The sequence below is a fragment of the Bradyrhizobium sp. JR4.1 genome (assembly GCF_040548605.1).
Classification (GTDB): domain Bacteria; phylum Pseudomonadota; class Alphaproteobacteria; order Rhizobiales; family Xanthobacteraceae; genus Bradyrhizobium; species Bradyrhizobium canariense.
This window is the reverse complement of the sequence record NZ_JBEPRY010000015.1, coordinates 24,279-47,755: the sequence shown is the minus strand read 5'-3', so window position 1 is coordinate 47,755 and position 23,477 is coordinate 24,279. Positions and strand designations below refer to the sequence as shown.

Annotated in this window: 23 protein-coding genes and 2 pseudogenes; 13 read left to right on the top strand and 12 right to left on the bottom strand. The window is 62.1% G+C overall.

Going from position 1 to position 23,477, the window contains the following annotated elements; all coding sequences use genetic code 11:
* Positions 1–311: 311 nt before the first annotated feature.
* Positions 312–1,934, bottom strand: coding sequence for an exodeoxyribonuclease VII large subunit (gene xseA / locus ABIB90_RS25965; protein ID WP_354201620.1), 1,623 nt, complete (start codon positions 1,932–1,934; stop codon positions 312–314).
* A gap of 137 nt (positions 1,935–2,071) precedes the next feature.
* Here xseA and ABIB90_RS25960 point away from each other — a divergent pair, with 137 nt between their 5' ends.
* The 3 genes from ABIB90_RS25960 to ABIB90_RS25950 are packed head-to-tail and all read left to right on the top strand — an operon-like array spanning position 2,072 to position 3,932.
* Positions 2,072–3,082: an alpha/beta hydrolase gene (locus tag ABIB90_RS25960; protein WP_354201619.1), complete on the top strand. Its 1,011-nt coding sequence runs from the start codon at positions 2,072–2,074 to the stop codon at positions 3,080–3,082.
* Positions 3,079–3,633 carry a hypothetical protein gene (locus ABIB90_RS25955; protein ID WP_007596918.1) on the top strand — a complete coding sequence of 185 codons (555 nt, stop codon included), beginning with the start codon at positions 3,079–3,081 and terminating at the stop codon, positions 3,631–3,633. The genes ABIB90_RS25960 and ABIB90_RS25955 overlap by 4 nt, the downstream gene beginning before the upstream one ends.
* A complete protein-coding gene (locus ABIB90_RS25950; protein ID WP_354201618.1) occupies positions 3,633–3,932 on the top strand; it encodes a winged helix-turn-helix domain-containing protein in 300 nt (99 codons plus the stop codon). The genes ABIB90_RS25955 and ABIB90_RS25950 overlap by 1 nt, the downstream gene beginning before the upstream one ends.
* A 112-nt stretch (positions 3,933–4,044) precedes the next feature.
* Here the strand turns inward: ABIB90_RS25950 and ABIB90_RS25945 are convergent, their stop codons facing one another.
* Positions 4,045–4,569, bottom strand: coding sequence for a DUF8737 domain-containing protein (locus ABIB90_RS25945; RefSeq protein ID WP_007596916.1), 525 nt, complete (start codon positions 4,567–4,569; stop codon positions 4,045–4,047).
* A 15-nt stretch (positions 4,570–4,584) separates the two neighbouring features.
* Entirely contained in the window at positions 4,585–4,938 is a 354-nt protein-coding gene (locus ABIB90_RS25940; RefSeq protein WP_354128661.1) for a hypothetical protein, read from the bottom strand.
* 178 nt (positions 4,939–5,116) lie between these two features.
* On the opposite strand from ABIB90_RS25940, the gene ABIB90_RS25935 reads away from it, so the two are divergent.
* Positions 5,117–6,031, top strand: coding sequence for a LysR substrate-binding domain-containing protein (locus ABIB90_RS25935; RefSeq protein WP_007596914.1), 915 nt, complete (start codon positions 5,117–5,119; stop codon positions 6,029–6,031).
* A gap of 34 nt (positions 6,032–6,065) precedes the next feature.
* Here ABIB90_RS25935 and ABIB90_RS25930 read toward each other — a convergent pair whose 3' ends face one another.
* The gene (locus ABIB90_RS25930; protein WP_354168593.1) at positions 6,066–7,052 is read right to left on the bottom strand and encodes a crotonase/enoyl-CoA hydratase family protein; all 987 of its coding nucleotides are present in this window, start codon (positions 7,050–7,052) and stop codon (positions 6,066–6,068) included.
* A gap of 173 nt (positions 7,053–7,225) precedes the next feature.
* On the opposite strand from ABIB90_RS25930, the pseudogene ABIB90_RS25925 reads away from it, so the two are divergent.
* A pseudogene (locus ABIB90_RS25925) lies at positions 7,226–7,438 on the top strand (transcriptional regulator); the annotation flags it as partial.
* 146 nt (positions 7,439–7,584) lie between these two features.
* Here ABIB90_RS25925 and ABIB90_RS25920 read toward each other — a convergent pair.
* Together ABIB90_RS25920 and ABIB90_RS25915 are read right to left on the bottom strand one after the other, a co-directional pair.
* Positions 7,585–8,397 (bottom strand): Crp/Fnr family transcriptional regulator, encoded by an 813-nt coding sequence (locus ABIB90_RS25920; RefSeq protein ID WP_354201617.1) that lies wholly within the window; start codon positions 8,395–8,397, stop codon positions 7,585–7,587.
* Between the two features lie 336 nt (positions 8,398–8,733).
* Positions 8,734–9,270, bottom strand: coding sequence for an REP-associated tyrosine transposase (locus ABIB90_RS25915; protein ID WP_354201616.1), 537 nt, complete (start codon positions 9,268–9,270; stop codon positions 8,734–8,736).
* Between the two features lie 62 nt (positions 9,271–9,332).
* Between ABIB90_RS25915 and ABIB90_RS25910 the strand changes: the two are divergent.
* From ABIB90_RS25910 to ABIB90_RS25895, 4 genes and pseudogenes are all read left to right on the top strand, one after another.
* Positions 9,333–9,527, top strand: a pseudogene (locus ABIB90_RS25910) (hypothetical protein); the annotation flags it as partial.
* A complete protein-coding gene (locus ABIB90_RS25905) occupies positions 9,527–9,826 on the top strand; it encodes a winged helix-turn-helix domain-containing protein (RefSeq protein ID WP_354201615.1) in 300 nt (99 codons plus the stop codon). The pseudogene ABIB90_RS25910 and the gene ABIB90_RS25905, both read left to right, overlap by 1 nt.
* A gap of 357 nt (positions 9,827–10,183) precedes the next feature.
* Positions 10,184–11,515 carry a serine/threonine protein kinase gene (locus tag ABIB90_RS25900; protein WP_354201614.1) on the top strand — a complete coding sequence of 444 codons (1,332 nt, stop codon included), beginning with the start codon at positions 10,184–10,186 and terminating at the stop codon, positions 11,513–11,515.
* Positions 11,512–12,219 (top strand): PP2C family protein-serine/threonine phosphatase, encoded by a 708-nt coding sequence (locus ABIB90_RS25895; protein ID WP_354201613.1) that lies wholly within the window; start codon positions 11,512–11,514, stop codon positions 12,217–12,219. Before ABIB90_RS25900 ends, ABIB90_RS25895 begins: the two co-directional genes overlap by 4 nt.
* Positions 12,220–12,305: 86 nt before the next feature.
* On the opposite strand, the gene ABIB90_RS25890 is transcribed toward ABIB90_RS25895, so the two are convergent.
* The 4 genes from ABIB90_RS25890 to ABIB90_RS25875 all read right to left on the bottom strand — a co-directional run bounded on the left by ABIB90_RS25890 (position 12,306) and on the right by ABIB90_RS25875 (position 14,870).
* Entirely contained in the window at positions 12,306–12,434 is a 129-nt protein-coding gene (locus ABIB90_RS25890) for a hypothetical protein (RefSeq protein WP_354201612.1), read from the bottom strand.
* A 76-nt stretch (positions 12,435–12,510) separates the two neighbouring features.
* A complete protein-coding gene (locus ABIB90_RS25885) occupies positions 12,511–13,545 on the bottom strand; it encodes a hypothetical protein (protein ID WP_354201611.1) in 1,035 nt (344 codons plus the stop codon).
* Positions 13,542–14,393 (bottom strand): HNH endonuclease, encoded by an 852-nt coding sequence (locus ABIB90_RS25880; RefSeq protein ID WP_354201610.1) that lies wholly within the window; start codon positions 14,391–14,393, stop codon positions 13,542–13,544. Before ABIB90_RS25880 ends, ABIB90_RS25885 begins: the two co-directional genes overlap by 4 nt.
* 36 nt (positions 14,394–14,429) lie before the next feature.
* The gene (locus ABIB90_RS25875) at positions 14,430–14,870 is read right to left on the bottom strand and encodes a hypothetical protein (RefSeq protein ID WP_354201609.1); all 441 of its coding nucleotides are present in this window, start codon (positions 14,868–14,870) and stop codon (positions 14,430–14,432) included.
* Between the two features lie 943 nt (positions 14,871–15,813).
* Here ABIB90_RS25875 and purD point away from each other — a divergent pair.
* Complete coding sequence (purD, locus tag ABIB90_RS25870; RefSeq protein WP_354201608.1) at positions 15,814–17,097, top strand: phosphoribosylamine--glycine ligase; 1,284 nt, start codon at positions 15,814–15,816, stop codon at positions 17,095–17,097.
* 165 nt (positions 17,098–17,262) lie between these two features.
* Positions 17,263–18,168: an alpha/beta fold hydrolase gene (locus ABIB90_RS25865; RefSeq protein WP_354201607.1), complete on the top strand. Its 906-nt coding sequence runs from the start codon at positions 17,263–17,265 to the stop codon at positions 18,166–18,168.
* On the opposite strand, the gene ABIB90_RS25860 is transcribed toward ABIB90_RS25865, so the two are convergent.
* On the bottom strand, positions 18,165–18,623 hold the full coding sequence (locus ABIB90_RS25860) for a nucleoside deaminase (RefSeq protein ID WP_007596901.1): 459 nt from the start codon (positions 18,621–18,623) through the stop codon (positions 18,165–18,167). The two genes, ABIB90_RS25865 and ABIB90_RS25860, sit on opposite strands and share 4 nt — an antisense overlap.
* Before the next feature lie 118 nt (positions 18,624–18,741).
* Between ABIB90_RS25860 and ABIB90_RS25855 the strand changes: the two genes are divergently transcribed.
* Both ABIB90_RS25855 and rsmD read left to right on the top strand, forming a co-directional pair.
* Positions 18,742–20,853: a pseudouridine synthase gene (locus ABIB90_RS25855; RefSeq protein WP_354201606.1), complete on the top strand. Its 2,112-nt coding sequence runs from the start codon at positions 18,742–18,744 to the stop codon at positions 20,851–20,853.
* 2 nt (positions 20,854–20,855) lie between these two features.
* Positions 20,856–21,410, top strand: coding sequence for a 16S rRNA (guanine(966)-N(2))-methyltransferase RsmD (gene rsmD, locus ABIB90_RS25850; protein ID WP_027520407.1), 555 nt, complete (start codon positions 20,856–20,858; stop codon positions 21,408–21,410).
* 107 nt (positions 21,411–21,517) lie between these two features.
* Here rsmD and mutL read toward each other — a convergent pair whose 3' ends face one another.
* On the bottom strand, positions 21,518–23,329 hold the full coding sequence (gene mutL, locus ABIB90_RS25845; RefSeq protein ID WP_354201605.1) for a DNA mismatch repair endonuclease MutL: 1,812 nt from the start codon (positions 23,327–23,329) through the stop codon (positions 21,518–21,520).
* Between the last annotated feature and the right edge of the window lie 148 nt (positions 23,330–23,477).

Here is a 23,477-nt window from a genome sequence, read left to right as displayed (position 1 = left end):
CAGTCTTGTAGCCCGGATGAGCGTAGCGATATCCGGGGCCGCTGGTCCCGCATGTCGCTACGCTCATGCGGGCTACGACAGCGAGCACAACGACGGGCGTGTGAGGCGCACTCTCTCCCAGCGTCGTCCTGGCGAAAGCCAGGATCCATTACCCCAGGGAGTAGTTTGGCGAAGACTGGTCGTTCGGGACTGACACCACGCGTACCCGATAGACCTCGCGGTATGGGTCCTGGCTTTCGCCAGGACGACGGCAAGTGTGTGGCACGCGCGTCCTACATACTCTGTCGAGGGTGGCGCGACGCGCTCGCGCTCTAAAACAAATTCCCCTGATCCACCGGCTTGCCCACGCGCTTTGGCGCTGGCTTCGCCTCCTGCGCCGCCGCCTTGGCTTGCGCCGGCGCGCGTTTTGCCGTCGGTGCTGCACGATCCGCATCCGCGGTCGCACCCACACGCCCATCCGCAAACTCGATCTCAACCCGTGCGCCGGGACCGACGCTGTCTGCCGAATGCAGGGGATGGCCGGCCTCGTCGCGCACCAGCGCAAAGCCGCGCGCGAGCACGCCGCGATAAGACAATGCTGAGAGCAGCTTGCCGCTGTTCTCGACGCGGGCGTCGAGCCGCTGCAACAGCGTCACCAGCGCGCGGCCCGCGCGCTCGGCCAGGCGATGCGTGCGTTCGCGCTGGCGCGCAATCGCGTTGCGCTGCGCCTGCGCATTGGAGAGCTTCGAGGCGCGCAAGCGCACCTCCAGCCCGGCGAAGCGGTCGCGCCGCCGCCGCAGCAGCGAGCGCGTGGACAGTCCGAGTCGCTCGCCGCACACCGTGAGGCGATGATCGGCCTGCGCGATCTGGCCATGCAGCACCCGCAGCGTCAGCTTGGCGCCTGCGGCGGTGAACCTGCGGAAATGCGCGTGCGTATTGGCCTTGAGGCAGCGGGGCAGGGACGCACCTGCCGAATCCAGCCGCTGCCGCGGGATCGCCAGCAAATCGCCTGCCGCCGGCAGCGCGCGCGCGGCGGCACGCAGCTCGCTGCGACGGCTCTCCTGGCCGCGTTGCCAGCAGGACCGGGTGCGTCGCCCGAGATCGCCGACCTCGACAAAGAGATCGCTGCGCACCGGCACGGCCATCTCGGCCGCCGCCGTCGGCGTCGGCGCGCGCTTGTCGGCGACGAAATCGATCAGCGTGATGTCGGTCTCATGCCCCACCGCCGAGATCAGCGGGATCATGCTCTCGGCCGCGGCACGGACCACGATCTCTTCGTTGAACGACCACAGATCCTCCAGTGAGCCGCCGCCGCGCGCGACGATCAGCACGTCGGGCCGCGGAATCTTGCCGCCCGCGGCAATCGCATTGAAGCCGCGGATCGCGGCCGCGACCTGCTCGGCCGAGCCTTCGCCCTGCACTTTCACCGGCCATACCAGCACGTGGCGGGGAAAGCGGTCCTCCAGCCGATGCAGGATGTCGCGGATCACGGCGCCGGTCGGCGACGTCACCACGCCGATCACCTCCGGCAGCCACGGCAGAAGCTGTTTGCGCGCCTCGTCGAACAGGCCTTCGGCGGCGAGCTTCCGCTTGCGCTCCTCCATCAGCGCCATCAGCGCGCCGATGCCGGCCGGCTCCAGCGCCTCGATCACGATCTGGTATTTCGAGGAGCCCGGATAGGTCGTGAGCTTGCCGGTGGCGATGACCTCGAGCCCCTCCTGGGGCTTGAAGCGCATGCGGCCGTGCACGCCCTTCCAGATCACCGCCTCGATCTTGGCGCTCTCGTCCTTGAGCGCGAAATAGCAATGGCCGGAGGAATGCGCGCCGCGGAAGCCGGAGATCTCGCCGCGGACCCGGACATGGCCGTAGGTGTCCTCAACCGTCCGTTTCAGGGACTGCGAGAGCTCGGAAACGGTGAATTCGGGTGTGTTGAGCAGGGGTTCCGCTGAAGGCATCGGCAAACGATTCGGCATTTGGGGATCAGACCCGACGTTAAGGATTTTTGCGGCGCCGCGCCAATCCGGGGATTGACCAAGAGAGTACTCTGTCATATAGAGTTCTCTATAGTTGATCGGTTTGAGGGGAGTGGATCATGGCAGTTCGATTGCTGCGCGGCGTGTTGAACGGAATGAAATGGGCCCTCTGTGCGGTCGGCGCCGTGGCGCTGATCCTGGCCGCGATGATCGCAACCCCGCTGACGCGGCCGCCCGAGATGCGATCGGTCTCCGACTCCGCCAAGGGCATCGATTGGTCCACCCTCCCGCCCCTAGAGCGCTTCCAGGCCCGCGACGGCACCTGGATCGGTTTCCGCCACTACGCTGCCAACGGCCCCGCGACCGGCCGCGGCGCGATCTTCATCCATGGCTCGTCCGGCTCCAGCGGCACCGTCAATCATGCCCTGACCCATGCCATCGCCTCGCGCGGAGTGGAGACCTGGGCGCTCGACATCCGCGGCCATGGCGGCTCCGGCACGCGCGGCGACATCGGCTATGTCGGCCAGCTCGAGGACGACCTCGTCGATTTTGTCGCCGAGGTGCGCAAGACCGCGCCGGAGCTGCCGCTCACCTTGATCGGCCATTCCGCCGGCGCCGGCTTCTCGCTGCGCATCGCGGCGACACCGATCATGCAGGACATGTTCGTGCGCACCGTGCTGCTCGCGCCATATCTCGGCTATGACGCCCCGACCAATAAGCCGCATGCCGGCGGCTGGGCCAATGTCGACCTGCCGCGCTTCTTCGCGCTCGCCACGCTGCGCAAGCTCGGCATCGACTGCTGTTCGCAGCTTCCGGTGCTCGCGCTCGCCGTGCCCGCGACTTCGGCAAAGTACCTCGTCTCCACCTATTCCGATCGCCTGACGCGCAATTTCGCGACGCGCGGCTATCGCATCGATCTTCCGGCGACGACACGTCCGGTCACGATCTTCGGCGGCGCCGAGGACGAGATGATGATCTCGGACAAATATGCGGAAGTCGTGCAGGCCACCAAACCGTCGGTCGATGTCAAGATCATCGACGGCATCAACCATATGGGCATCGTCACCAACCCGAAGGCGATTTCGGTCATCGCCGACGATGTGGCGACGCGCGGGGCAAGGCAGTCATGATCGACAGCAAGGAAGCGTCCGCGGCGCTGGCCGATATCGACGACATCGTCCAGCGCGTGAAGCAATCGCAGCTCTATGAGCTGGCGAGCTTTGCTGCCGTCTGGTGGGGCCTCTTGGTGTTCGCGGCCAATCTCGTGACCTGGCTTTGGCCGGTCTATGCGGTCTACGCCTGGGTCGCTGCGGACACTTTGGGCGCCGGCGGTCTGGTGGCGCTGCGCATTTTCAATCCGCCGCATCACTCCCATGGCGCCGCTTTCAACGTCAGACTGCTTCTGGTGTTCGTGCTGTTCTTCGCCTTCGGTTATCTCTGCACCAACGTGATCGGTCACTTCGGCCCGCGCCAGCTCGGCACGTTCTGGCCGCTCTACTTCATGCTGTTCTATACGCTGGCCGGTCTCTGGTTCGGCTATGCCTTCATGGCGATCGGTGTCGGCATCTCCGCGCTGACGCTGATCGGCTACTTCTACATCGGCGAGGCGTTTCCGCTCTGGATGGCCTTCGTCAATGGCGGAGGCCTGATCCTCGGCGGCCTCTGGATGCGGCGGATCTGATGGCCGAGCTCGACGACATCATCCACCAGCCGTTGCGGCTGAAGATCATGGCGGCACTGAACGCGCTGCCGGGCACCGGCGGATTGGAGTTTTCCCGGCTGAAAAAGCTCACCGGCGCCACCGACGGCAATCTCGGCGCGCATATCGAGACGCTGGCCAAGGCGGGCTACGTATCGTTGGACAAAGCCTTCGTCGGCAAGAAGCCGCAGACCACGGTCATCGCCACCGCGGCAGGCCGCGGCGCGTTCGCGCGGCATGTCGCGACGTTGCAGGAGATCATTGCGGGGAAGCAGGTCTGATCTTCCAATAGGTCTGATCTTCCGAAGCTGGCGCGCTCGTTGTTCGCTTGCCACCAGGCCCACATCGCTATGCTGCGCATACGTCACCGGGTTGTACGGGATGCGAAGAGACTTAGTTGCGAGCCGGCGCCGGAGTCGACGAGTATTCTTCCGCTGGTCCGACCTTAAACAGAAGCAGAAAGATCAGAACGTGACTGACAAGTAGCAAGGGGACGTAAAGTGCGGGCACGTAAATCCCTGCGCCCATCAGACCGGGATCTCTGAGTTGTGTCACTCCCATGTAGTATGCGTTCAGGAGGTCGATCGTGCCCCAGACATTGAAGACCCAAACAGCTGGAATGGCGATCGACCAGCGCCGGGAGAGTGCCGCCATCGAGCCAAGGGCCAAGGCCGCGGCGATGAAATCGCCCCATCCGACCTGACGGGCGAAATCCGGATTCAATTCCGGCGACACAAATCCAGTCACCAGGAAATTCATCCCAAAGAATCTGAAGGCATGAAAGGCCGCAATCAATCGCAAAGCCTCAAATCGCGGCAGGCTACGCAGCCATGGCCAGACATAGATGTAACCGATCGCTGAACTTGTCAGGAAGGCGCCGACGACGCTCAGAACAAATGGCAGGTTGATGGCGGGCATTTCTCTGCCTCCTCGCTATTGCGGGCGTTCCGGGCTGGCCAGAAGCAACCGAAGGGGCAGCAACGGACCGACCGCGATGTACTCGTGATCGACGAGGCCTTGCCGGGCCAGCGGCAGATCATCCATGATCGCGTGCGCTTCCGCGACATCCCTGGTGTCGAGCAAGAAGACAGCACCGCGGCCATCGGCACGCGAGAACCATTCCCGGATTTTCCCGCCGACGTAGAGCTGCACGGTCTGTCGGACTTCGGCCGGCATTACAGCCATGACCTGTTCGCGTGTGACGTTGCTCTTGGCCGTCAGGATAACCATCACCCCAGTTGTTACGGGCGATAGGTTTTGTGTTTGGGCAATGGATGCTTCAGTCATGGCAAGGGCTCCTATGAGGATGAAGGTGAGGGCGGCGTTCCGGACTTGCGTCATCGTTCTCAGGCTCCGACTCTGGCGCGATAGGCAACCAAGTCACCCGCCGGCGTGGCGTCTCGCTCTGCAACTGAACTTAAGAAAGCTTTCGTCGGTCCACTATCCGCTATAAAGTGGACAAGCCATGAAGCAGAACTTCACAATGAAGCAGGGCACGATCGATGGTGTGGAGGCATTCCTCAGCGTTGCCCGGCACCGCAGCTTTCGAAAGGCGGCCGCAGAGCTGGGCATCACCCCATCGGCGATGAGCCAGGCGGTGCGCGCGCTCGAGGCGCGCATGGGCGTTGCCCTGTTCGTTCGCACAACGCGCAGTGTCGGCCTCACTCAAGCTGGCGAGCAATTCCTGTCCCGCGCCAGACCAGCCTTTGAAGAGCTCATCGCGGCCGGAGCTGCCGTGCGCGAACTCGGGCAACGTCCCGTCGGGCTTTTGCGGCTCGCCGTTCCCAGAGCGGTCGTTCCGCTGATCCTGCAGCCGGTCATCCTCTCGTTCTGCAAGGCTTATCCCGAGATCGAAGTGGAGATCGCTGCCAGCGAGGAGCGAGTAGATCTCGCCGCCGGAGGATTTGACGCCGGCATCCGGATGGGTCAGTTCATCGACGCCGACATGATTGTGGTCAGGCTTTCCCAGCCCTTCCCGTTCGTCGTTGTCGGGAGTCCCGATTATCTGCGCGCACGGACACGACCGAAGCTTATCGACGACCTGCGTGGCCATGCCTGCCTGCGTCTGCGCCGGCCGAACGGATCAGTCGTGCCGTGGTCGTTTCTCGACGGCAACAGAACGATCGAGGCAGTCGTCTCGGGTCCGCTTGTCGCGCACGATTATCCGACGCTGATCGAAGCGGCAGTGGAGGGTCTGGGACTTGCGCAGGTGCCTGGCCCACCTGTTAAGGCTCATATCTCGGAGGGCCGATTGCAGGCGGTGTTGACGCGCTTTGGCACGACAACGCCCGGCCTTTTTCTCTACTATCCGAGCAAGCGCCAAATCTTGCCGAAACTGCGCGCTTTCATTGACCATCACGCCAAGTCTCGGCGCCGTTGACGCCTGCACTCACTCGGCCGCCCCGGTGTGGCGGTCAGCGCCCGCGGAAGGCGGGAGCACGCTTTTCCCCAAGCGCCCGGAAATATTCCTGGTGATCGTCGCTCTGAGCCAATCGAGCCAGTTCAGGAAACAGCGCCGCGTACGCGGCTTCCTGACCTTCGCTCAGCGCGCGATGGGCCGAGGCGATTGTCGCTCGAATTCCAAGCGGAGCCGCGGCCGATATCCTGCGAGCGACTGCGATCGCCCGATCAAGTTGCTTTCCGGGCGGCGTCACGTATTGAACCAATCCCATTCGGTAGGCCTCATCGGCGCTCCATTCGTCGCCTGTCAGCATGTAGCGCATCGCATTTGCCCAACCCGCTTCCCGGACGAACGTGATCGGTGCACCCCCAGCAGGGAAGTGTCCGCGGGTGACCTCTGGTTGGGCGAACACGGTATCGCTCGCTGCAACGCGGACATCTGCCGCCAGGAAAAGCTCATGGCCTGCACCCTGGCATTTGCCCTGGACGGCGACGACGAGTGGCTTCTGCCTGCGAGGAGGTATCGTGCCGACGGGATTGATGAACTCAGACATTTCCGGGAACTTGCCCGTGCGCAAGACTGGCGCCCAGCTGTCAGGATCGAGCACACCGCCAACGAAGTCGGAGCCTTGGGAGTAGAGGACTGCGACGCGCAGCGCGTCATCGTGGTCGAGCATATACATCAGGCGACCCAAGCCAATGACGCTTGATAGGTCGACACCGTCGGTCTCCTGCCGAATGCCGATCAGCAGAATTGAGCCGTCCACGCGTTCCACTCTGACATTGCTTGGCATTGTGCCCGAACCTGTTGGAGCAGAGGCAACCGGGGATTGGACCTGCGCAGAACTCGGGCCCCCAAGCAGAACCGTGGCGCCTGCACTTGCAGCTAGAAACGCTCGGCGATGTATTCCGCCCGCGTTCTGCTCAGAAAGCCGTCGAGAAGGCGGCGAATAAACTTCTTTCTGGTGGAGTTCATCGCGCTTTGCGGGGATGTCGTTCATCTCAGTGTCTCCTTGAGAGCTTTGAAATTGCGGAGGAGAGATAGGACGCATGCTCGACAGGGGCTATCCAAGATAAAACTCACAGGGTGTGAAGGAGAACTTCACAGTCAAATGATATGGCGAGCGACATTCATTCCTACGATGTCAAGCCATGAGATGACTCGCCTCGTCCCGAATTCGCGCGGCTGAAGAAGCTCACCGGCGCCACCGACGGCAATCTCGGCGCGCATATCGAGACGCTGGCCAAGGCGGGCTACGTGTCGGTGGAGAAGGCCTTCGTCGGCTGGAAGCCGCAGACGACCGTCACCGCCACCGCCGCCGGCCGCGTCGCTTTCGCGCGGCATGTTGCGACATTGCAGGAGATCATCGCGGGGAAGCAGAGCTAGGACGTGTACTCATAAACGTCGGCTTACTAACGCAAAGCGGGAAGTCTCCCACCACGGGCGTGATCGACGGCTTGTGACCCGTTGTGGACCTGCGCCGACTGCTACCTAATGGCAGCTTCTGCCCGAAGGCGGTCATCGCATGGTCTCTACTTCTCCGCCCGCGAAACGGCTCTGGATTCGCCCCTCGCTCCGCCGGACGAGACGATGGCGCTTTCCCGGAACGGCGCACGGGTAGGCTGGGGCCCCGACAATTCCTGGCAATACATCCGATCGATCTTGCGCTGCATAAGCGCATAGCAGTCGCATGCGACCCTCTCGAGCCGCGCCCGATCGATCTCAACAAATCCGCGCCGGTCGGAGGGGACGGCTCCGGCCTCGCGTAGCTTGCTCATCGTCAGAGTCACTGTCGTCCGCCGCACCCCAAGCAATTGCGCAAGCGCCTCCTGCGTCACCGGGAGGAGGTCATCGGGAACGCGGTCGTGAAGCTGCAGAAGCCACCGCGCCATGCGGCCATCCACCCGGTGCAGCGCGTTGCAAGCGGCTACGTGCTGGAGTTGCAATAACACCGCGCGGGCGTGGAGCTGAACGACATTCCTGATGGCCGCGCTTTGCGCATAGGCATCCCGAAATTTGGCGGCGGAAATCAATGATGCTGTGCCCGCCATGCGTGCAATCGCGGTCACGGATGAAAGCGATGGGCCGAGTACGGAGAAAGAGGCCAAAGCGCCTTCCCGTCCCATCAAGGTGGTTGCGACCGTTTGCCCGTCCGGCATATCGAGCATGAAGGCGATTGCGCCGCTATGGGGAAAATAGACCGGGTCCATCTCATCGCCCGAGCGCACCAAAACGGCATCTGGCCCAAAGGAGACCTTCCGGAAGTGGGGCGTGAGCAAGCCGAGATCCGCCGGCGGCAGCGCCGCCAAAAGCCGATTCCCGATGCCGGTACGGTAGAGGGTCACGATGCTTTCTCTTGTGAAAGAGCATCCATTGAACGCCGGTATCCATCTCTTTCATTCACTATGATTATCCGAATACGAGTTGCGCGAAACGCAACCATCCAAACAGAGCCATTGGTCGAGATCAAGCACGGACATTTGCGGAGACGCTGCCGGCGTCTCGCCGCGCAAGCAGGATCTTGCATACATCATACTATTCACGCCCGTTGGGCGACTCGGCGAGCGGGACCTGCGGGATGATCGAGCGATGATGGTTCCGGAAGCGCCCGCTCCTGGCTTCCCAGCTGACGTCTTCAGCTCGTAGGATGGGTTGAGCCCTTGCGAAACCCAATCGCTTCTCTATCCCCGTTCTCCGAAATCGCGGCCGTCATGCGACTGATCGCCGGCCCAATCGGCCGGGTAATTGCCGAGCTTTATGTGGCGATGAAACGAGGAGGGCGCCCAGTCACGGACTCTGTCGACGAGCCCGTGCTTGACCGGATTGATATGAACATAGTCTACATGCCGCGCGACATCGGCTTCGTCGCGAATGGTATGCTCCCAATATCTGCGTTGCCAGATGCCCCGTTCACCTCTAGCCGCGCGGCTTGGGGATATCCTCTCGTTGCGCGCCAGACCGCGCGAAAAGGTGGATTTGATCAACTGCCTGCGCATTCCAAAATCGGCATCACCTTCTGGCAACGTCCACACCGTGTGAAGGTGATCCGGCAGCACCACGATGGCATCGGTCGTGAATGGATGGCGTCGGTGCGTTTCACGCAACGCCGTGCGCAACAACCCGATATGATCCGTCAGCAACGCTAGCTTCCGCTCCGCCAGGTTGACGGTGAAGAAGAAACACCCACCCGAAACGAAGTTGCGGCGGTACGAGGTCATGACGGACGTTATCACGAAACAAGTGCGATGGGTTTCGCAAGGGCTCAACCCATTCTACGGGCTGGCCGCTCTACTTCATGCTGTTCTATTCGCTGGCGGGTCTCTGGTTCGGCTATGCCTTCATGGCGATCGGTGTCGGCATCTCCGCGCTGACGCTGATCGGCTACTTCTACATCGGCGAGGCGTTTCCGCTCTGGATGGCCTTCGTCAATGGCGGAGGCCTGATCCTCGGCGGCCTATGGATGCGGCGGATCTGATGGCCGAGCTCGACGACATCATTCACCAGCCGTTGCGGCTGAAGATCATGGCGGCGCTGAACGCGCTGCCGGTGTCCGCAGGATTGGAGTTTTCCCGGCTGAAAAAGCTCACCGGCGCGACCGACGGCGATCTCGGTGCGCATATCGAGACGCTGGCCAAGGCGGGCTACGTGTCAGTGGACAAGGCCTTCGTCGGCAAGAAGCCGCAGACCACCGTCACCGCCACGGCGGCGGGCCGCGGCGCGTTCGCGCGGCATGTGGCGACGCTGCAGGAGATTATTGCGGGGAGGCAGGGCTGACCCTCGTCGCGCGTCGGGATCGCAATGCGCATTGCTGTGCACTCGCCCCCTGTGGGAGAGGGCTCCTCCGCTGGTAGACTCAGGCTCAATTGGGTGAGGGGTTGGCTCCTCGATAAAAGTCTCGCCGTAGAAAGAGACCCCTCATCCGGCGCTTCGCGCCACCTTCCCACAAGAGGAGAAGGGACACCGGAGCATGGCTCCGGAATGACGGGGAGTTGGGGCGACGCCCCTTGAGACCCGTGCCGGAAGGCTATACTTGCCAAATCCCCAGTTGTTGTGTTGGAGTTCCGCAACTAAGACGTACAGTAGCTTGCCCCTGCGCTGGTTAACGGGCCTTGCGGCAGATCGGGAGGATTAATGAAGCTGGACGTCATCCGCAATCTCGGGAGCGGCGGCTTTGGGACCGTCGATTTGGTGAAGGGAGCCGATGGGCTAGAATACGCTAAGAAGACCTTCTGTCCTGCTCAACCCTTGACGCCTGCAATCGAGGAGAACGTACGAAAGCGTTTTGCGCGCGAGGCCCGAATTCAGTCCGGCATCAAGCACCGAAACATTGTGCCCGTCGTTCACACCGAGCTTGACGAAAATCCTCCCTATTACTTGATGCCAAGAGCCATCTGCAGCCTGCAAGACGACATGGATCGCGATCGCACATTAGGCGGTAAATGGATCGCCGCGATTACAGACATGGTCGCAGCGCTAGACGAACTGCACAACATGGGCATCTATCATAGAGATCTAAAACCGCAGAACGTTCTCAAGTATCAAGTAGTCGTCCCCGGAGGCGAGATTCGAGAGTACTATGCTATAAGCGACTTTGGCTTGATTGCGATGAACGAAAGCCGCCTTTCGGTTCTTACAGTGACCGGCATGGCGAAAGGCACCGACTATTACACTGCCCCAGAAATTACCTCGGACCTACGGAAGGCCACGGCGCAGTCTGATATTTACTCGTTAGGCTGCATACTGCACGATATAGTCGGTAGCGATCCGCGCGTTCCTTGCGCAGAGATTAAAGAAGGTGGTGATTTCGGCGCGATACTCAGAAACTGCACTAGAGCCGACGCTGACAGGAGGTTCAAGTCCGTCCGTGCGGTACTCGACGCAATAAATTCGGCTTCCGCTGATGCGCTGCCGACAAGCCTTGCAACTAAGACTCCCGGCTTCGGTGATCAACTAAGCCGGGGCGAGCCGTTGGATGAACAAGCAGCAAAAGCGTTGGTGCAGTTTGTCGAAGACAACGACGGCGACGCACCCCAGATATTAGACCGTCTTTCGCTGGCGCAAGTCCAGGATCTCTGCAGTAAGTGGACGGGCCTCGGCGACCGTCTCGGCCAGATTTACTCCAAGTGGGTGTTGAAGAACTCGTTTGCCTTTGAGCGATGCGATTCCCTCGCCAACGTTTTAGAGGCTTTCTTTTCATTGTGTTCGATTGAGACCAAAGCTGATGCATTAATGGCGATGCTTGAAATGGGCACTTCGCACAATCGATGGTATGTTGAGCGCAAATTTTTACAGCTATGCGGTTCCAAGATGGACGAAACGATGGCGCGACGCCTCAGTATCGAATTCCGAGCAACCGGCGATAACATCTGTCATCTGATAGCTCACTTGGAAAATTCGGTCGGCGCGTCCAGAGTTGAGTTGCATCCGTCTTTGCAGACCGTTCTGACTGAAGTCTGTCGATGAAATTCGATTGCGCCTACTTGTCTGACAAAGGCCCTCGACCTGAAAACGAGGACTCAGCAGGCTTGTGGCGAATGCCGGACGGGCTCGCGATGGCGGTTGCTGATGGGTTAGGCGGGCACATCGGCGGACAATTCGCCTCCCGCTTGGCGATAGATGTGTTCGTGAACGCAGTGCGCGAGGATCTCAATTTGGATTTGCCGATGCTCGCGTGGCAGATCCATCAGCGTATAAGGCAAGCCCAAACAGATAGACCCGAGCTACGACGCATGGCGACGACATTTTCTGCCGTGTATATTAAGGGCGATACGATGCGAATCGCTCACTGCGGAGATACCCGAGTTATACTGCAGCGAGGAAAAGGTATTAAGCTGTTAACGAAAGATCACACCGAGGCAAATCGATTGCTCTCGATTGGGAAGCTTTCGCCTGAGGAATTTGAGAACTATCCACGAAGAAATGTGCTGGAGAGCGCGTTAGGGGCTCCGACACATCCGCAGATCGATTCCGCGACTCACGACGTTTCAACCAATGACCGCGTTTTCATCATCTCGGATGGCGTTCACGGCAAAGTATTTTTGCGAGAACTTAAGGACGTGTCCGACGGCGCAGCGACTGCTTCTATCTTTGTTCAGAGGGTGGGAGAGTTGATTCAGCAAAGAGGAGCTGACGACAATTACACAATTGCGGCGGCATTTCTTGAATAGAATCAGTAGCCCAGGGTGATCCTGATTACGGTGACAGTGCACTAATCATGTCAACTGGTGCGTTGGCTTTGGAATTTAGTGCACTGTCACCGCAATTCCTCGGTTTCGCTACCGAAGGTGTCAGCCGGATCGGCTTCCTTCTCGGCGTCAGGTTTTCCATCGCGGTCGCGAACGGGCTTCTTGTCCTGCTCGGCATCATCACTCTTTTTCGGCAAGGTCCGTCACCCATTTGAGATAAGAAATGTATACTAAACGCCGGCGGTAACTTCTTACCGCTTCATCCTGGAGCTTTCACTGCTCCCAACGCTCCAATCCACGCAGATCGGTCACCTTGAGGCACAGCTTTGCGTCGCCATCATCTGGGGTCGCTAAAATCATGATGCGCTCTGCCCGGGATTGACCAGGCTGAAGGACGGATCCAACGCTACGTTGGTTTGTTGCAAGCTCGTCTGGGCAATTGGCCGTCTTCGTCGGTAACAACAACCACCCGAAGGAAACATCCTTGACTGGTTTCTGCGAAACGTTCGTAATCTTGAATTCAATTGTGCGAATGGAGCAACGATCGGGTTTATCGCACGTCAGCCGCACGTTACTGATCTTGACGCTCTTGAGAAATTCGCGGCGCACCTCCTTGGCCTTTCGCTCTTCTTCGTCCATGCGCGCCTGAATTCTTTGTTGAAATTTCGCCTCCTCAGCTCGTCTGCTTTCCTGCTCTCGTTGCTCCTCAAACTCGTTTCCAAGCTCTGAGTGTATCTTGGCAGGATAACCTGACGGCGCATTCTCTGCCGAGACACGAAGCCAACGCAGCTTTTTATCTTTGCCCTCGCGGACGTTGATCAAAAAATGAAAGTCCGTCCCGCACTGCGTGGGAATCGATGTTATCAGCACACGCTCTCGTATGTCGTTGTCCGGGATTTCAATGACGCCTTGCTTTCCGAGGACGAGACCGACTGCCGCTTGCACCTCTTCCAACGGGACGTCTGGCAATACCGCGGCCTTTACCTTAGCAGCCAGACTCTCCATGCGCCGTATGTCGGCGGCTACGCACGGACGCGCGGCCTCTTCGTTCGAGCGCTTCCGCTCCTCGCCATGACGTCTAAAGGCTTCCTTCTCCTCGTATTCTGTTTGGGTCTTCACGCAATCTTTCCGAGCGAAGTATTGCGTCATACTTGGATACAGAGCCGTACAGCGGTGCTCGATCTCGGAGCCCTCAGCAAGCGCGGCCGGTGACAAATTGAGTAACCCTAGAGTAGCGATCACAAACCACTTCATCAAAGCGGATCGTTGCCACGCTCCTTCCTTTGCAGGCTGATGCGCAAGGTTCATTCTATAAGGCTCGCCAGTTCGCGACATCTCCCACCTGCGTGTATCATGGCATGGCAATTTGCACATACGATCGCCAACTCAGATAGCGTGATCCTGCGTCCCGCGGGCGGAGCCTTGTGAAGTGGTGTCAAGTGATGCACCTGAGCGTAACCTTTGCCCAAAGCCCCGTAGCGCGATTCAAAATCAAATCCGCACTTGGGCACTTCGCACACTAACCTGCCCGTCCTTCCGAGAGCTTCATTGATCTTTGCTCGGCGCATGGCGCCCTCGCGGCGGCGATGATTTATGAAGCGCCGCCGCTCCTCACCCTCGAATGCAAATATTTCGGCGTCCTGAGCAGCCAGCTTGGTTGCAAGCGGTTCAGCCCCACGCACCATCGAGCAGCGCCCTGTGCTTAGGTCATAGTGCGTTATCGCCCAAGGGACCGGGTCGAGCAGACGCGCTTCGACTTTGCTCGGTCCAGTGCCATCCGACTGAGGACCATCTACAAAGATGACACGGAGCGGCAATGCTTCGCTGTAGGCTACCCACAGGTGCTGATCAAAGTCGTTTGCCCTCTTATTTACACTACCCGTGCCCGGCTCTGTTCTTGGTCTCTTCCACTTCCCCCGGGTAACCTCATAGTAGATTTTGCCGTCGCGCTCTTTGAGATTTTCATGCCAGAGGCAAGCAGCAACAAATTCGCCAGGCTGTAGGAAAGACCAGTTATAGCAGTACTTGGGGTTGCTTGCCGCACGCGCGGCCCCACCTTTCATGTTCGCCCAATGTGAAACGTCCATTCCGAGAGAACGGAGAATATCCATGACAAGAAGCCGCGTTTGTGGCTTAAGATCGGCGCGAATCGTCATTCTTCGCATCCACTCGCGCTAACGCTCGTCGCCCCATCATGGCTTTGTATCACCGCTGTTCGGAGCTTGTTTGAGCTTGTTATTTTCGTTTTGCGCGCGCTCCAGGATTACCTTTGACAGCTTTTCATTCTGCTCTAACAGCGCGCGGAACATGCCTGCACTCTCAGTTATTATTTTGTCCTCTCGAGCTTTTATGCTCTCCATGTCCTTCCGCATCTCAAAAAACACGATGTAGCAAACGGCGAAAGTCAGCGCGAGCGGCACCAGAAGCGTCGCCGTGATCAGCCTTTGAATACGTGCCGCACGAGTAGCCTCTACCCCAGCATCCTCGCCCACTTTCGTCGCGCTAGCTCCCAATTCGACAGACGTATCGAACACTTCATTCACAGCATCGGGCAGGTACATCTCAAGCAACGACAAGACCGCATCTTCGGGCGTCTCTTTGCTGACGCCCAACACGTCAAGCAGAAGGTCCATGCTCCCGTAGGAAATGCCTCTTACCCTTACGCGAATGTCGGGAGTGAGATATCGACGAAGGCGTCTCCCGAAACCGAATCCGTACTCCTCCGGATCTTGATTCAAGTAGAAGCCCAACGTACCGGGCAGCCTATTGCGAATGGCTCGCTCGGCTCTCGTAGGATCACGTAACGTGGCGTCCGCTGATGGTGTCAGAGGCGAGCCACGCAGAAACTCTCTCCAAAACATGGTACGCGAAGAGGTCGGTCCGTCGGTACTAGAAATTTCAATTCGCGCCCGCACCAGCATTTCTAATGCTCTCCTACCTTCAGGGTATGCAGGGCCGAATCCAGCAGAAAACAAAACTGAAATACGACGCGCGCCATCTCAAACCCTTGCCATGGAGCTATCCTAGCCGGACTACCTGCGGTTACAAGATTGTCTGCCCATAGGCTAGAGTAGAATCAGCACCTAGTCCTCAGGTGGTATAAATCCGCACCGGTCTAGTTGCGCCCAACTACCTTGGTGAGGCATTTTTCAACTAGCTAGTTCCTTAGGAGCCGCTCCCGCCGAGGACGCAAGCCACTTGGGCCGGGCGCCAACGCTCCGAACCGCGCGGCGTCGGAATACCTTGGGCGTCCAGCCCTGCGGCGATCTTGTGCAGGCGTACTCCATCCGTTGAGATGCTGACGAGACGTCCCGCAACCGCGATAAAAGGGGCGATCGCCCTTGGGTCATCAAGGCCGGGCGAGGACAGTAGCAGCTTCGGCAATGTTCGGATTCAGCCGAAAGCGGCATAATTCGCAAGCGTCGCCAACCGGTCCGCACATGGGACGGCATATGAATCCGAGCTCGCGCCCAACAGGCGCGCTCCAGAATGACAGGAGGTGGGCCAACACCCCTTGAGCCCCACCCCGATTCGTGCGACCTCCGCCCTCAGCAAACCCCTCATTCTGAGCCTTCGATGCACATTCTCCTGCTTGGTTCCGGCGGCCGCGAACATGCGCTGGCGTGGAAGATCGCGGCCTCTCCCCTGGTGACCAAATTCTGGTGCGCGCCGGGCAATGCCGGGATCGCGCGCGAGGCGGAATGCGTGGCGCTCGACGTTGCCGACCATGCCGCCGTGATCGACTTCTGCAAGACGAATGCGGTCGAGCTCGTGGTGGTCGGCCCGGAGACGCCGCTGGCGGCCGGGATCGTCGATGACCTCACCGCCGCCGGCATCAAGGCGTTCGGGCCGGACAGGATCCCCGCCCAGCTCGAAAGCTCGAAGGGCTTCACCAAGGCGCTGTGCACCGAGTTCGGCATTCCGACCGGCGCCTACAAGCGATTCACCAACGCCGCCGATGCGCGCGCTTACGTCCAGAGCCAGGGCGCGCCGATCGTGGTCAAGGCCGACGGCCTTGCCGCCGGCAAGGGCGTCGTCGTCGCCAAGTCGGTGCGCGAGGCCGAGGACGCCATCGCCATGATGTTCGAGGGCGGCTTTGGCGAGGCCGGCGCCGAGGTCGTGATCGAGGAGTTTCTGCCGGGCCGCGAGATCAGCTTCTTCGCGCTGTGCGACGGCGAGACCGCCATTCCGCTGGCCTCCGCGCAGGACCACAAGCGCGTGTTCGACCATGACGTCGGTCCGAACACCGGCGGCATGGGCGCCTATTCGCCGACGCCGCTGGTGACGCCGGCGGTCCATGACGCGATCATGGCCAAGATCATCCTGCCGACAGTCGCCGGCATGAAGCAGCGCGGCACGCCGTTTCGCGGCATCCTCTACGCCGGGATCATGCTGACGACGCAGGGCCCGAAACTGTTCGAGTTCAACGTGCGCTTCGGCGATCCCGAGTGCCAGGTGCTGATGCTCAGGATGATGTCGGACATCGTGCCGGCCTTCCTCGCCGCCTGCGACGGGCAGCTGAAGAACTTTGACCTCCGCTGGTATCCGGAAGCCGCACTCACGGTGGTGATGGCGGCGAAGGGATATCCCGGCGACTATCAGAAGGGTACGCGGATCGAGGGGCTCGACGACGCCGCGAAGGTCGAGACCGCCGAGATCTTTCACGCCGGCACGGTCGAGAAGGACGGCGCCATCCTCGCCAATGGCGGCCGCGTGCTCAATATCTGCGCGCTCGGCAAGACCGTGACGGAAGCGCAGGCGCGCGCCTATCAAGCCGTCGACCGCATCAAATGGCCGGAAGGTTTCTGCCGCCGCGACATCGGCTGGCAGGCGGTGGACGCCGAGAAGTCCAAGGGCTGACAGGCTTTTTTCGCACGCGTGCGCAATTTCCGCCCGCGCCGTCGGCACTCCGAAATTGTGTAGGCGGCTGTTGGACTTAGCTACTGTGCATGGGGTTGTTTTTCGACTTTTTTGTTTTGGGGCATTCTCAAGACCGAACAGCACTGACAGATAAGGATGCAGAAGATGTCCGATCTCGCCGACCTCTATCCCGGCTTCGCCTCCGAATGGATCAACACCTCCCTCGGCCGCATCTTCACCCGCGTCGGCGGCAAGGGACCGCCGCTGTTGCTGCTGCACGGCTTCTCCGAGACCAACGTGATGTGGCACCGCGTCGCGCCGCAGCTGGCCGACCAGTTCACGCTGATCATCGCCGATCTGCCCGGCTATGGCTGGTCCGACATGCCCGAGAGCGACGCGCTGCACATGCCCTACAGCAAGCGCGCGATGGCCAAGGCGATGGTCGAGGCGATGGAGCGCCTCGGCCATGTGCACTTCGCGCTCGCCGGCCATGATCGCGGCGGCCGCGTCTCGTATCGGCTGGCGCTCGATCATCCCGGCCGGCTGTCGAAGCTCGCGGTGCTCGATATCCTGCCGACCTATAATTACTGGGAGCGGATGAACCGCGCCTACGCGCTGAAGATCTATCACTGGACCTTTCTGGCGCAGCCCGCCCCGTTGCCGGAGACGCTGGTCGCGAGCAATGGCGAGTTCTTCCTCCGCTTCAAGATGGCGAGCCAGACCAGATCGAAGACGCTGGAGGCCATCGACGAGCGCGCGCTCGAACACTACATCGCCCCGTTCCGCGATCCCGCCCGCGTCCACGCGATGTGCGAGGATTATCGCGCCGGCGCCTATTTCGACTACGATCTCGACAAGGCCGATTTCGAGGCCGGCAAGAAGATCACCATTCCGATGCTGGCGCTGTGGGGCAATGCCGGCGTGGCGCAAGCCGCCGCCACCCCGCTCGACATCTGGAAGCAGTGGGCGACCAACGTGGATGGCATGCCGGTGGATTCGGGGCACTTTCTCACCGAGGAGAACCCGGATGTGACCGCGAAGGCGCTGCGCGAGTTCTTTGCCGCGCCTTAGCGCCGCTCGCGAAAGAAGTCCTTGAGCAGCCGCGCCGCCTCGCTTTCGCCGACCCCGGAATAGACATCCGGGACGTGATGGCAGGTCGGCGAGGTGAAGAACCGCACGCCGGATTCAACCGCGCCGCCCTTGGGGTCGGCGGCGCCGTAATACAGGCGCCTCACCCTTGCAAACGAGATCGCGCCCGCACACATGGTGCAGGGCTCCAGCGTCACGTAAAGGTCGCAGTCGACCAGGCGCTCGCTGCCGATCTTTTTGGCCGCCTCGCGCAGCGCAACGATCTCGGCATGCGCCGTGGGGTCGTAGTCGGTCAGCGTCCGGTTCGCCGCGGTGGCGATGACCTCGTAATTGCGGACCACGACGCATCCGATCGGAACTTCGCCCGCCTTTCCGGCGTTTTCGGCCGTTTTGAGCGCCAAATCCATGAAAGAGGGGGCTTTCAAGCCTCGTATCATCGCCAGAAACCTGCTAGTAGCTGCGCCTTCAGCAGAAGTGCTTACGATTTTGCCTGAGCATGCGGCTCGAGACGAGCGCGCACAATGCTTTCTGGCCACCCCCTGAGTGAGATTATTCATGCCTCGCGACAGCGACAAAGACAACGATTCCCGCGGCCGTCGTGATCGCGGCCCGGCCAAGGGCGGCCGTTCCGGCAAGGCGCGGGGCCCCGAGAAGAAGTTCGCCAAGCGCGGCTTCGAGGGCAAGGGCGACAGCCGCCCGCCCCGCGGTGACCGTGACAGCCGACCGGTCCGCCGCCGCGAGGAGGGCGATGCCCCGCGCCGCGACTTCAGCGACCGTCCGAAGTTCAATCGGGAAGACCGGCCGCGCGGCGAGGATCGTGGTGAGCGCAGCTTCAAGCCGCGTGGCGATCGGCCCTTCAAGCCGCGTGAAGACCGTCCGTTTTCGGATCGTCCGTCGCGCGACGGCGAGAAGCGCCCCTTCAAGCCCCGTGGCGACCGCCCATTTTCTGATCGCCCCTCGCGCGATGGCGAGAAGCGGTCGTTCAAACCGCGCGGTGATCGCCCGTCCTATGGCCGTGATGACCGTCCGCCGCGCAGGGATCGCGACGATTCCCGTCCGGCCGGCCGAACCGGTGACACGAAGTTTGGCGACAAGCGACCTTACGCGCCGCGTGGCGACCGTCCGGAACGCAAGTTCGATGGCGAGCGAAAGTTTTCGCGCGGCGCACCGGACCGCAATCGCAGCGAGCGCAGCGATTCGAAACCCTGGCAGAAGCGCGATGCGGCCCCACGCGGCGACCGGCCGCCGCGCAAGGACTTCAGCAAGGGTCCGCGCAAGGATTTTGGCGGCAGCGACCGCGGTCAGGACAAGCCTTGGCAGAAGCGCGACGATCGGCAAGGCGGCGGCGACGACCGTCCGCGCTTTTCGCGTTCGCGCGACGATCGTCCATCGGGTGACCGTCCATTCCGCGAGCGGCCCAAATTCGATCGCCCCCGCGATGATCGTCCCAGGTTCGATCGCGGCGGCGATCGCCCGAAATTCGATCGTCCGCGCGAGCGCTCCGAGGGCCGCTCCGACTGGCACGAGCATCCCCGCAGCGAAGCTCGCACCGGCGATCGTCCACGCCGCGAAAACGAGGACGAGAGCAGGATCTTCGAGAAACGTCCCGCCTTCGGCGGTCGCGGCGCCTATCGCGACCGTGATCGTGATTCCGAGCGGCGGCCGCGCCGCGAGGAAGAGGTCAAGCCGAAGAAAGCTGGCGAGCGTATCGCCAAGGTGCTGTCGCGTGCGGGCCTTGCCTCGCGCCGCGATGCCGAGGAGATGGTCACGCAGGGCCGCGTCAGCGTCAACGGTCGTGTCATCAACTCGCCGGCGCTCGACATCACCTCGAACGATGTCGTCACCGTCGACGGCAAGCCGTTGCCGGAGCGCGAGCGCACGCGGCTGTTCCTCTATCACAAGCCGCGCGGCCTGATGACGACCCATGACGATCCCGAGGGGCGTCCGACCGTATTCGACAATTTGCCCGAAGGTCTGCCGAGGCTGATCAGCGTCGGCCGGCTCGACTTCAACACCGAGGGCCTGCTGCTGCTCACCAACGATGGCGGGCTCGCGCGCACGCTCGAGCTGCCGGACACCGGCTGGCTGCGCCGCTACCGTGTCCGCGCCCATGGCGACGTCACGCAGGCGCAGCTCGACGAGCTGAAGAACGGCATCGAGATCGAGGGCGTCAAATACGGTCCGATCGACGCGACGCTGGAGCGTGACCAGGGCGCCAATGTCTGGCTGGTTTTCGCGATCCGCGAGGGCAAGAACCGCGAAGTGCGCAATGTCTGCGCTCATCTTGGACTCGAGGTGAACCGGCTGATCCGGGTCTCCTACGGCCCGTTCCAGCTCGGCGAGGTCCCCGAGGGCCAGGTCGAGGAGATCAAGTCCCGCGTGCTGCGCGACCAGCTCGGCGAAAAGATCATCGAGAAATCGGGTGCGCAGTTCGACGTGCCGCAGAAATCTGCCTCGCATGAGGGAGACGACGCGCCGCGCGAGAAGAAGCCCGCGAGCAAGCGCGGCGTGATCAACGACCGCAAGGGCCGCCGCGTCCTGGTGCAACGCACCGGCAGCGAGGAAGCGCGCGAGCGCAACGAGGCTGAGGCCAGCGGCTACGGCCCGCCGCGCCGTCCCAGGCGCGGCTATCACGGCAAGCGCGATCTGGCGCCGAAGGAGGACTGACGTTGCGCGTCGTCGGCGGTCGATTGAAGGGGCGCAATCTGGCCTCACCGTCCTCGCGCGACATCCGCCCCACGGCGGACCGCCTGCGTGAGTCCGTGTTCAACATCCTCGTGCACGCCTATGACGATCCGATTGCGGATGCGCGCGTGCTCGATCTCTTCGCCGGCACCGGCGCGCTGGGCATCGAGGCGTCGTCACGCGGCGCGAAATTCGTGCTGTTCGTCGACAACGGCGCGGAAGCGCGCGCCCTGCTGCGGAATAATGTCGAGACGCTGGGCTTGGGTGGCGTGACAAAAGTCTATCGTCGTGATGCGACCGATCTCGGGCCTGCGCATCCGGTCGAGCCGTTCTCGCTGGTGTTCCTCGATCCGCCCTATGGCAAGGGGTTTGCGGAGAAGGCGCTTGCGAGCCTGCGCGACGGCGGCTGGCTGACGCCGGGCGCGCTGCTCGTCGTGGAAGAGGCGAAGGCTGCGCAGTTCGTCACGCCGGAAGGCTTCGAGGAATTGGAGCGGCGCGCGTATGACGACACGGAGTTCGTGTTTTTGAAGCGGCCGTAACTTCACAATCGGTTCGTAGGGTGGATTAGCCGAAGGCGTAACCCACCACCCTTCCGCGTACGCGGGACGAAGTTGGTGGGTTACGCTTCGCTAACCCCCCCTACGAATTACCTCCGCCCGAACAGCTTCTCCACGTCGCTCAGCTTCAGCTCGACATAGGTCGGGCGGCCGTGATTGCACTGGCCGGAGTTCGGGGTGTCCTCCATCTCGCGGAGCAGGGCGTTCATCTCCTCCGGCCGCAGCCTGCGGCCGGCGCGCACCGAGCCGTGGCAGGCCATGGTGGCGGCGACGTGCATCAGACGGCGCTCCAGCGGCAGCGCCTCGTCCCACTCGGCCATATGCTCGGAAAGATCGCGCAACAGCCCGCCCGCATTAGTCTTACCGAGCAGCGACGGCGTCTCGCGCACCGCGACCGCGCCGGGGCCGAAGGATTCGATCGCGAGGCCGAACGACGCCAGCTCGTCGCTGCGCTCGAGCAGGCGCTCCACCGTGGCCTCGTCCATCTCGACGATCTCGGGGATCAGCAGGATCTGCCGCTGCACGCCGTTGGCAGCCAGCGAGGCCTTCAGCCGCTCGTAGACGATGCGTTCATGCGCGGCGTGCTGGTCGACGATGATCAGGCCGTCGCGGGTCTGCGAGACGATATAGGTCTCGTGGATTTGCGTGCGCGCCGCGCCGAGCGGGCGGTGGACCAGATCGCCGGCGGGCTGCGTTTCGATCCGCACGTCCGCACTGGGCGCACCGACATCGAACGCAGCCTGCGCGCGCTCGGCGAAGGTGGGCGCAGCCGCACCGTCGAATGACGGCATCGGCGCGACCGGGGCGGATGGCGACGCCCGCCAGTCCCAGCTTGCCGGGCGCGGCGTGAATGCGGGGCGGAACGACGACAGCGCGCTCTCGCCGCTGTTGGCGGCCGTACGCCGGCCCTCCCGTGCAAGCCCTTCCTTCAATCCGTGCACGATCAGCGCGCGGACGAGGCCGGCGTTGCGGAAGCGCACCTCGGTCTTGGCCGGATGCACGTTGGCGTCGACCTCGCGCGGATCGAGCGTGACGAACAGCGCCAGCACCGGATGACGATCGCGCGGCAGATAGTCGGCATAGGCTCCGCGTACCGCCCCTAAGATCAGCTTGTCGCGCACCGGACGGCCGTTGACGAAGAGATATTGTCCGAGCGCGTTGGCTTTGGTCAGCGCGGGCGCTGCGGCATAGCCGGCGACCGCCACGCCCTCGCGCTCGGCGTGGACCTCGATGGCATGGCTGCGGAACTCTGCCCCCAGGATGTCGCCGAGACGCGTGAGGCGACCGGCGACGCCGGGCAGTGCGGCAGCCCAGGTCACCGGGGCGCGCTCTTCGCCCGCGAGCGTGAAAGCGATTTCGGGCCGCGCCATCGCGAGGCGCCGCACCACCTCACGGATCGCTTCCGCCTCGGTCCGGTCGGTCTTCAAGAACTTCAGCCGCGCCGGCGTGGCGTAGAAGAGGTCATTGACCTCGACCCGCGTGCCGTGCGCGAGCGCGGCCGGCATGATCTCGGACTTCTCGCCGCCCTCGACATTGAGCGCCCAGGCATGCGGCTCGCTGGCATGCCGCGTGGTGATGGAGAGCCGCGCCACAGAGCCGATCGAGGGCAGCGCCTCGCCGCGGAATCCAAGCGTGCGGATCTGCAGCAGGTCCTCGTCGTCGAGCTTGGAGGTGGCGTGACGCTCGACCGCCAGTGAGAGGTCCCTGGCGGTCATGCCGCCGCCGTCGTCGGTGATGCCGATACGCCGGCGCCCGCCGCCATCGGTAAAGACGTCGATGCGGCTGGCGCCGGCATCGATGGCGTTCTCGACCAGTTCCTTGACCACGCTCGCGGGACGCTCGACCACCTCGCCGGCGGCGATGCGGTTGACGATCTGTTCTGGCAATTGGCGGACGGGCATGAGTTCGATTTCAGATTCGGGACGCTATTCTAGGCCGTGTTGCGTCAAAAGCATGTGGTGAGCAACAGGCGCGTGGCGCCCTGGGGAAAAGGGGGGCCTATCGCACTGAAGACATTGGACGATCGCGCCGGTCGCGGGGGCCGTCGTT

Excerpts from the sequence above, each read along its gene's own strand:
- xseA (WP_354201620.1), bottom strand. The coding sequence starts at position 1,934 with ATGCCTTCAGCGGAACCCCTGCTCAACACACCCGAATTCACCGTTTCC.
- ABIB90_RS25960 (WP_354201619.1), top strand. The coding sequence starts at position 2,072 with ATGGCAGTTCGATTGCTGCGCGGCGTGTTGAACGGAATGAAATGGGCC.
- ABIB90_RS25955 (WP_007596918.1), top strand. The coding sequence starts at position 3,079 with ATGATCGACAGCAAGGAAGCGTCCGCGGCGCTGGCCGATATCGACGAC.
- ABIB90_RS25950 (WP_354201618.1), top strand. The coding sequence starts at position 3,633 with ATGGCCGAGCTCGACGACATCATCCACCAGCCGTTGCGGCTGAAGATC.
- ABIB90_RS25945 (WP_007596916.1), bottom strand. The coding sequence starts at position 4,569 with ATGCCCGCCATCAACCTGCCATTTGTTCTGAGCGTCGTCGGCGCCTTC.
- ABIB90_RS25940 (WP_354128661.1), bottom strand. The coding sequence starts at position 4,938 with ATGACTGAAGCATCCATTGCCCAAACACAAAACCTATCGCCCGTAACA.
- ABIB90_RS25935 (WP_007596914.1), top strand. The coding sequence starts at position 5,117 with ATGAAGCAGAACTTCACAATGAAGCAGGGCACGATCGATGGTGTGGAG.
- ABIB90_RS25930 (WP_354168593.1), bottom strand. The coding sequence starts at position 7,052 with ATGAACGACATCCCCGCAAAGCGCGATGAACTCCACCAGAAAGAAGTT.
- ABIB90_RS25915 (WP_354201616.1), bottom strand. The coding sequence starts at position 9,270 with ATGACCTCGTACCGCCGCAACTTCGTTTCGGGTGGGTGTTTCTTCTTC.
- ABIB90_RS25905 (WP_354201615.1), top strand. The coding sequence starts at position 9,527 with ATGGCCGAGCTCGACGACATCATTCACCAGCCGTTGCGGCTGAAGATC.
- ABIB90_RS25900 (WP_354201614.1), top strand. The coding sequence starts at position 10,184 with ATGAAGCTGGACGTCATCCGCAATCTCGGGAGCGGCGGCTTTGGGACC.
- ABIB90_RS25895 (WP_354201613.1), top strand. The coding sequence starts at position 11,512 with ATGAAATTCGATTGCGCCTACTTGTCTGACAAAGGCCCTCGACCTGAA.
- ABIB90_RS25885 (WP_354201611.1), bottom strand. The coding sequence starts at position 13,545 with ATGAACCTTGCGCATCAGCCTGCAAAGGAAGGAGCGTGGCAACGATCC.
- ABIB90_RS25880 (WP_354201610.1), bottom strand. The coding sequence starts at position 14,393 with ATGACGATTCGCGCCGATCTTAAGCCACAAACGCGGCTTCTTGTCATG.
- ABIB90_RS25875 (WP_354201609.1), bottom strand. The coding sequence starts at position 14,870 with ATGGACCTTCTGCTTGACGTGTTGGGCGTCAGCAAAGAGACGCCCGAA.
- purD (WP_354201608.1), top strand. The coding sequence starts at position 15,814 with ATGCACATTCTCCTGCTTGGTTCCGGCGGCCGCGAACATGCGCTGGCG.
- ABIB90_RS25865 (WP_354201607.1), top strand. The coding sequence starts at position 17,263 with ATGTCCGATCTCGCCGACCTCTATCCCGGCTTCGCCTCCGAATGGATC.
- ABIB90_RS25860 (WP_007596901.1), bottom strand. The coding sequence starts at position 18,623 with ATGATACGAGGCTTGAAAGCCCCCTCTTTCATGGATTTGGCGCTCAAA.
- ABIB90_RS25855 (WP_354201606.1), top strand. The coding sequence starts at position 18,742 with ATGCCTCGCGACAGCGACAAAGACAACGATTCCCGCGGCCGTCGTGAT.
- mutL (WP_354201605.1), bottom strand. The coding sequence starts at position 23,329 with ATGCCCGTCCGCCAATTGCCAGAACAGATCGTCAACCGCATCGCCGCC.